Genomic DNA, 543 nt, shown 5'->3' with positions numbered 1-543 from the left:
CTTCGACACCACCCCGGCTAAGATTTACGGGCGATGGTACTGCAGCCCATCCTATCGTGGGCAGTGGAGCTTTACCGACTGTGTTCGAGTCGGCCGCAATCTGATCAAGGTACCAATGCGAGAACTCTACGAACCTAAACCAGACCGTGAGATCCTTCACGCCTATGCTCACGTGCAAGACCCTGCTCAGGTCGCTGAGTTCAGTCAAGACGAAGAGCACATCGTCTCTAAGACAGAGCGCTTCGTGAACCAACTGCTGGATCTGGGTGATCATTTGGCCTTCCTGAGAACCACGCTAGAGATGCCCCAGGCTGCGGCCGAAATCGTCGGGTTCTCCCGTGCGGAACTGCAGGCTAGTGGATGGTTACACTATCCAGAGCTTTCCCGCCTAGGTCAGGTGGCTCCGCTTGCCATGACGGAGCAAGCGTTTCTCTCGCGGTGCAAAAGCATCCATGAACTCTGGCAACGTATCCCTAACGGATTCTTACGCAAGCTAATCGAGCGCGCCGGCCACGCCCGGTCAGATGTCAAGGATCTAGGCAG

At 56.2% G+C, this 543-nt stretch carries 1 pseudogene; it reads left to right on the top strand.

The annotated features are described in order from the left end of the window. Window positions 1-115: 115 nt before the first annotated feature. Window positions 116-543: pseudogene (locus tag EOA19_RS35035) on the top strand (hypothetical protein); the annotation flags it as partial.

It is taken from the genome of Mesorhizobium sp. M7A.F.Ca.US.010.02.1.1 (assembly GCF_004023085.1).
Lineage (GTDB): Bacteria > Pseudomonadota > Alphaproteobacteria > Rhizobiales > Rhizobiaceae > Mesorhizobium.
Note: the sequence above shows the minus strand (reverse complement) of the source record. Positions and strands in the feature narration are given on the sequence as shown.